At 61.1% G+C, this 6,036-nt stretch carries 9 protein-coding genes; 4 read left to right on the top strand and 5 right to left on the bottom strand.

The genetic code is table 11. The annotated features are described in order from the left end of the window. Window positions 1–186: hypothetical protein (locus AA309_RS36080; protein WP_210166507.1), on the top strand; the 186-nt coding region annotated here is incomplete at its 5' end. On the opposite strand, the gene AA309_RS04215 is transcribed toward AA309_RS36080, so the two are convergent. Both AA309_RS04215 and AA309_RS04210 read right to left on the bottom strand, forming a co-directional pair. Beyond that, window positions 167–520 (bottom strand): cell envelope integrity TolA family protein, encoded by a 354-nt coding sequence (locus AA309_RS04215; protein ID WP_047187732.1) that lies wholly within the window; start codon window positions 518–520, stop codon window positions 167–169. The two genes, AA309_RS36080 and AA309_RS04215, sit on opposite strands and share 20 nt — an antisense overlap. Before the next feature lie 69 nt (window positions 521–589). Then, window positions 590–1,144, bottom strand: coding sequence for a DUF2244 domain-containing protein (locus AA309_RS04210; protein ID WP_342027928.1), 555 nt, complete (start codon window positions 1,142–1,144; stop codon window positions 590–592). Here AA309_RS04210 and nth point away from each other — a divergent pair. Beyond that, window positions 1,123–1,866 (top strand): endonuclease III, encoded by a 744-nt coding sequence (nth, locus tag AA309_RS04205; protein ID WP_047187730.1) that lies wholly within the window; start codon window positions 1,123–1,125, stop codon window positions 1,864–1,866. The two genes, AA309_RS04210 and nth, sit on opposite strands and share 22 nt — an antisense overlap. A 3-nt stretch (window positions 1,867–1,869) precedes the next feature. Here nth and AA309_RS04200 read toward each other — a convergent pair whose 3' ends face one another. Together AA309_RS04200 and AA309_RS04195 are read right to left on the bottom strand one after the other, a co-directional pair. Continuing rightward, on the bottom strand, window positions 1,870–2,115 hold the full coding sequence (locus tag AA309_RS04200) for a hypothetical protein (protein WP_047187729.1): 246 nt from the start codon (window positions 2,113–2,115) through the stop codon (window positions 1,870–1,872). A 3-nt stretch (window positions 2,116–2,118) separates the two neighbouring features. Next, a complete protein-coding gene (locus AA309_RS04195; protein WP_047187728.1) occupies window positions 2,119–2,916 on the bottom strand; it encodes an undecaprenyl-diphosphate phosphatase in 798 nt (265 codons plus the stop codon). Window positions 2,917–3,095: 179 nt separating this feature from the next. On the opposite strand from AA309_RS04195, the gene AA309_RS04190 reads away from it, so the two are divergent. Beyond that, on the top strand, window positions 3,096–3,788 hold the full coding sequence (locus tag AA309_RS04190; RefSeq protein ID WP_047187727.1) for a glutathione S-transferase family protein: 693 nt from the start codon (window positions 3,096–3,098) through the stop codon (window positions 3,786–3,788). A gap of 53 nt (window positions 3,789–3,841) precedes the next feature. Next, complete coding sequence (gene queG / locus AA309_RS04185; RefSeq protein ID WP_047187726.1) at window positions 3,842–4,996, top strand: tRNA epoxyqueuosine(34) reductase QueG; 1,155 nt, start codon at window positions 3,842–3,844, stop codon at window positions 4,994–4,996. On the opposite strand, the gene olsB is transcribed toward queG, so the two are convergent. Then, on the bottom strand, window positions 4,984–5,829 hold the full coding sequence (olsB, locus tag AA309_RS04180; protein WP_280136876.1) for a l-ornithine N(alpha)-acyltransferase: 846 nt from the start codon (window positions 5,827–5,829) through the stop codon (window positions 4,984–4,986). The two genes, queG and olsB, sit on opposite strands and share 13 nt — an antisense overlap. Window positions 5,830–6,036: the final 207 nt, after the last annotated feature.

The following is a 6,036-nucleotide window of genomic DNA, read 5'->3' as shown; positions in this document are numbered from 1 at the left end:
CCGCCGGGGCCTGCGAAGCCGAATGCGTCCCGCGCCTCCCTCGCCGGATGCTCCCCTCGCAGGCCCTCAAGCCCCGAGGCCGATAACGCTTGCCCGCTGCTCTTTGACAATCTCGTTCAATTCGGCCTCATGCGTGGCGAGCAGGGCAGGGCCGACGACATCCGCCTTAGTCGGTGCGGAACGTGATGTGCATCACTCTCCATTCCTCGTAACGAGGGGCGATCTCAGCAGGAACTCGGAAGGGAGTGCATTCCTTCACGGCACGCAACGCTGCTTGGGCCACAGGAGAGTTCACAGAACCTTGTTTGATCTCAGGGGGCCTTTCCAAAGTTCCATCCGGCTTCAAATGCACATCCACAACTACGGATTCTGGCCCAACGCCTTCTGCGGGCAGCTTGTAGCAAGCTTTAACCTGATCATGAAAAAGCGCCTTCAAGTTCGCGCGTGGATCAGAAGCCGTTACACAGCCTGACAAGCCGGCAGCTATGCCGAGAACCAAGATCGAGAGCAGACGCTTCATCGGGAACTCCTTTCGCCCGATGATTACTGCTACATCGTTATAGGATTCAATGCTCCTGAGGTCGAAGCCTCAATAACCCCGCTTCACGTTCGACAGCGCACGACCGAAGGCGTCGGCCAAGGTCTCCCGCTCCTCCGGAGAGAGGTCGCGGGCGATCACCACGTGCTCGTTGCGGGATGTGAGCGCCAGCATCTGGAGGCCGAATTCTTCATCCACCTCCCGGTCGAGGCGGGTCCAGAGCGGATTGAATTGCCATTCGTGCGTCTCGCCCCGCTCGCTGACTTTGCGGAGGAGCAGGCGGATCGGGGTGAGTTCCAGAAGCTCGAAGGCCTGGGCTTGGCGGTAGCTGAGGCGGAATGCGATGTAGAGGCCCAGGAAATCGAGGCCGAAGAAGCCCGCGACGGGCCAGAAGCCCATGATCACGAAGGGCAGGCCGGCGATGACGGAGGTCAGGCACACCAGCACCATCATGGTCTTGAACCCTTGAGGGCTCAAGGACCGGTGCGGGCGAATGACGGCCGAGAACACCGGCTTCTCGAACCGGTCGGCTTCGTCATCAAATGTCGCCTTGCTGCCTGCCATGGTCCAGATATAACGCGGGAATGTCCGATCTGAAGCCGTCACCCCGCCGCACAACGAAGTCGAAATCAAGCCCTGCCGTTCCAGCCAAGGCCGTAGCCAAAGCTGTCCGCCTGCGGAGCCCTAAGCCTGTCGACAGGGCCACCATGATCGAGATCTTCCGGCGCCTCAAGGAGGCGAACCCGGAGCCGAAGGGCGAGCTCGATTATACCAATCCCTATACACTGCTCGTTGCCGTGGCGCTTTCGGCTCAGGCGACGGATGTCGGCGTCAACAAGGCGACGAAAGAGCTGTTTCGCGTTGCCGACGCGCCGCAGAAGATGCTGACCCTCGGCGAGGAGGGGCTTCGTCAGCACATCAGGACGCTGAACTTCTTCAACACGAAGGCGAAGAACGTCATTGCGATGTCGAAGCGCCTCGTCGAGGAATTCGGCGGCGAGGTACCGAATTCCGTCGAGATCCTGGAGACCCTGCCGGGCGTGGGCCGCAAGACCGCGAGCGTGGTGGTCAATATCGCCTATGGCGATCCGCGCATTGCCGTCGACACGCATATCTTCCGTGTCGCCAACCGCCTGCCGCTCGTGGTCACCAAGACGCCACTCGAGACGCAGGTCGCGCTGGAGAAGCTGATCCCCAAGGAATATCTGCTCCACGCCCATCACTGGCTGATCCTGCATGGACGCTACATCTGCAAGGCGCGCAGGCCCGAATGCTGGCGCTGCCCGGTCAACGACCTCTGCCGCTATCCGGACAAGACGATCCCGTAGGCTTCAGGGCTTGAGGCAGCGCGGCGTTTGGCGCACGCAGGCGATGCCGGGCGTCGAGCAGGCCAACCCTTGCGGGGTGCGGGCACACACGATGCAGCCGTCGGTCCATTCGGGGCAGGTGGGCTCCTGTATCGTTTGTCCTCCCGCCTGAAGAGGCACGGAGGCTCCCGCGACGACGGCGAAAGCCACGGTCACGAGAGCCACGACAACCGCCAGCACAACCGCAAAACATTCGGTACGCTCCAGCATGGCTCACCCGAAGGCGATGAGGCCGGCGAGGCCTACTGCGCCGACGATGATCCGCCAATAGGCAAAGGGCGTAAATCCGTGGCGGGAAACGTAGGCGAGCAGCGTTCTCACCACCACCACGGCGGCGATAAAGGCCGCGATGAATCCGGCCACGATGATGACGGCGTCATCTGCCGACAGGATCTTGTAGTTCTTCAGGAGATCGTAGGTGAAAGCGCCCGCCATGGTGGGCAGGGCGAGGAAAAAGGAGAACTCCGCCGCCGCCCGCTTCGAGGCGCCCATCAGCATGGCGCCCACGATGGTGGCGCCCGAACGCGATACGCCGGGGATCATCGCCAAGCACTGGAGCAAACCGATCTTCAGGTACATGGAAAGGGGGAAGCGGGTCGCATCGTCCTGGGTGGCCTCAAACGGCATCCGATCGACCAGGAGCAGCACGAAGCCGCCCGCGATCAGGGTCATGCACACGATCCAGGGGTTGAAGAGCACTTCCTTGATGAAGCCGTGCAGCACAGCGCCGATGAGGGCCGCAGGCAGGAAGGCCACTACGACGCCGATGACGAAGCGTCTGGCATCCGGATCGTACGGCAGGGCCTTGGCGATGGTCCAGAGCTTGTTGAAATAGACGGAGAGGATTGCAAGAATCGCGCCCAGCTGGATCAGGACCTCGAAGGTCTTGCCCGTGGATTCGAATCCTAAGAAATGCCCCACGAGCAGGAGGTGGCCGGTGGAGGAGACCGGCAGGAACTCGGTCAGCCCTTCGATGAGGCCGAGAAAGAGCGCCTCGATGATGTTTGCCATCGTTGAAAATCCTTAAGCCGGCGCCAGATGCAGGGGCGCTCCCGCACGTGTCAAGAAAGCATTGCAACCGCAAGGCCGTCTGTATGCGTCCGGGGCATGAGATTCACCAAAATTCCTTACCGCCCGTTAACGAGGCAAGGCCTTATTCTCGCCGCTTGTTTCGCGTCTGACACTTTTTCATGGCCACCCTGCATTCCTATCCCTTTTGCCCGCATTCGCGGTTCGCGCGCCTGATCCTGGCGGAGACGAATCTTGAGCCGGATCTCGTCGAGGAGAAGCCGTGGGATCGGCGCATCCCCCTCCTGGAGGTCAACCCGGCCGGAACTCTCCCGTTGCTGGTGGATGATAACGGCTTGGCCGTTCCAGGGGCGCGGGGAATTGCGGATTACCTGGACGATGTGAAGGGAGATGCCCTGAAGGACCGCAGGCTTTTGCCGCAGGGTCTGGCGCAGCGGGTCGAGGTCCGACGCCTGCTCGATTGGTTCCTGGGCAAGTTCCACGAAGAGGTTTCGGACTACCTGGCCACAGAAAAGATCTACAAGCGGTTCATGCCCATCGAACTGGGCGGCGGTCCGCCCGACATGAGCGCGATTCGCGCTGCGCGGGCCAATGTGCGATATCACTTGAAATATATCGGTTTTCTGATTTCCAAGCGGAATTGGCTGGCCGGCGACCAGATGACCTATGCGGATCTGGCGGCGGCTGCCCATCTCTCGGTAGTGGATTATCTCGGCGACGTGCCATGGGAAGAGGACGAAACGGCGAAGCATTGGTACGCCCGGGTGAAATCCCGGCCGTCGTTTCGCGCGCTCCTGGCAGACCGGGTGCCGGGCATGGCGCCGGCGGACCATTACGACAATCTGGATTTCTAGAGCACGATCAGAACAAAGGGGAACCCCTTGTTCGCCCGGATCATGCGGCAAGCGTGAAAACTAACGGTGAGGCTCTGAAGCGCGCTTTCGTGGAGCGCGCCAAGCAGATCGGCTTCGACATGATCCGCATCGCGGCGCCGGATTCCATTCCATTCGCGCCGGAGCGCTTGAAAGCGTGGCTGGAGGCAGGACATCACGGTTCCATGGACTGGATGGTGGACACGGCCGAGCGCCGCGCCGATCCGCGCACGCTCTGGCCCGAGGTGCGCAGCATCATTCTGCTCGGCGTCAACTATGGTCCCACGAGCGATCCGCTGGCCGCGCTTTCGCATAAGGATTGCGGCTCGATCTCGATCTATGCCCGCAATCGTGACTATCACGATGTGATCAAAGGCAAGCTGAAGGAAGTCGCAGGCTTTCTCGCCGCCAAGGCTTCATCCGATGTGAAGGTATTCGTCGATACGGCGCCCGTGATGGAGAAGCCTCTGGCGGAAGCAGCAGGCCTCGGCTTCCAGGGCAAGCATACGGTCATCGTCTCACGTGAGTTCGGCAACTGGCTTTTCTTAGGCGCTATCTTCACCACGGCGGAACTGCCTGTCGACGAACCGGAGCGCAACCACTGCGGCTCGTGCCGCCGCTGCCTCGACATCTGCCCGACCAATGCGTTTCCCGCACCGTTCCAGCTCGATGCGCGACGCTGCATTTCATATCTGACCATCGAGCATAGGGGCCACATTCCGGAGGAACTGCGCTCCGGCATCGGAAACCGGATCTTCGGCTGCGACGATTGCCTTGCCGTCTGCCCCTGGAACAAGTTCGCGCAAGCAAGCCGCGAGGTGAAGCTGATGCAGCGCGACGATCTCGCGGCTCTCCCGCTTTCCGAGCTTGCACGTCTCGATGATCCGAGCTTCCGCATGCGCTTTTCAGGGACCCCGATCAAGCGCACGGGACGTGATCGCTTCATCCGCAATGTGCTGATCGCCATCGGCAATTCCGGCGAGGCTGCTCTGGCGGATGAAGCCATACGGCTTCTCGACGATCCATCGCCGCTTGTGCGCGCCATGGCGGTTTGGGCCATTGGCCGATTGCTTCCGCACGAGGCTATCGTGTCTCTCGGTTCAGAGCGCTTCAAGCATGAGAGTGATGCCGATGTACGCGGGGAATGGAAGCGCGTACTCTCGGTGAAGGAAGAGACTCACGCGGCATGACGGTTCGCCGTCGGGCCGAAATGGTCGATGTAGCGTGGATTGATGGCGGAGACGGGCAGGACGACGAGAACATCTGTCGTGCCGAACTGCTTGTCGATCACCGCGCCCGTACCGAATGTTGCCCCAAGACGCAGATAGCCCTTGATCAGCGGCGGCAGTGCATGCAGCGCGGCCTTCGGGTCAACGGTTTCCTTCGGCAGAATATCCATGCGTGTGAAGCGCTCCGGCAGCGCGCCGACCTGCCATTCGGCGGGGGCGGCGGCGTAATGATGCAGGAAGCTCAGAGGTAGCGCGAGATCTTCCGGATTCGTGCCCTCAAGGCTCGCGCACCCGATCATCACGTCGATCTTGTAATGCAGAACGTAAGTCCAGATGCCGTGCCACAGCAGCTCGACCGTGCGCTTGTTGCGATAGGGTTCGAGCACGCAGGAGCGGCCGAGTTCGAGGAAGCGCAAGGAGGAATGTGCCTTCAGCAGAGGTGCGATGTCGTATTCGCCACGGGTGTAGAAACCCTGGTTGCGCTCCGCGATATCCTGGCGCAGCAGGCGATAGGTGCCCACCACCTTCGGCTTCGCGCTACGCAGAGGCCCGGCCTTTGCAGCATGGTCGAGAACAAGAAGATGATCGCAGATCCAATCGTACTCGTCGACATCGCGGCGCGAGAGTACGGCGGCCCCCTGCGGTATGGCAGACATTTCCTCGTAGAAGACTTTGAAGCGCAGCTTCTGTGCTCGCCGGATTTCCGGAGCTGTCGTTGCAAGGCGCACTTCCAGGGAGCCGATACGTCCGAGAACGGGATCGAGGCCGCCGTAATCGCGCACTGTCCGTCCCATCTTCTTGCCAAATCCCTTCAAGGCAGGGATCAGCGAAGGCTTCACGGGAGAGGCGGTTCCATTCAGCGGGGAGGAAGTCATCTTGGTCTCGCGGGCCGGGCTGCTGGTGGATGTGCCGGTCTTTCGCCGTGACATAGCCGTCATTTCAAACTGTTTTGTGACAAAATATATCGCAGTTGCCGGGTGATTTCACAAGATTCGGCGGCT

It is taken from the genome of Microvirga vignae (assembly GCF_001017175.1).
Lineage (GTDB): Bacteria > Pseudomonadota > Alphaproteobacteria > Rhizobiales > Beijerinckiaceae > Microvirga > Microvirga vignae.
This window is presented reverse-complemented; position numbering and strand designations above follow the sequence as displayed.

Coding starts and splice junctions, on each gene's coding strand:
- olsB (WP_280136876.1), bottom strand. CDS start 5,829: ATGGGACGGACAGTGCGCGATTACGGCGGCCTCGATCCCGTTCTCGGA.
- AA309_RS04195 (WP_047187728.1), bottom strand. CDS start 2,916: ATGGCAAACATCATCGAGGCGCTCTTTCTCGGCCTCATCGAAGGGCTG.
- AA309_RS04215 (WP_047187732.1), bottom strand. CDS start 520: ATGAAGCGTCTGCTCTCGATCTTGGTTCTCGGCATAGCTGCCGGCTTG.
- AA309_RS04190 (WP_047187727.1), top strand. CDS start 3,096: ATGGCCACCCTGCATTCCTATCCCTTTTGCCCGCATTCGCGGTTCGCG.
- AA309_RS04200 (WP_047187729.1), bottom strand. CDS start 2,115: ATGCTGGAGCGTACCGAATGTTTTGCGGTTGTGCTGGCGGTTGTCGTG.
- nth (WP_047187730.1), top strand. CDS start 1,123: ATGTCCGATCTGAAGCCGTCACCCCGCCGCACAACGAAGTCGAAATCA.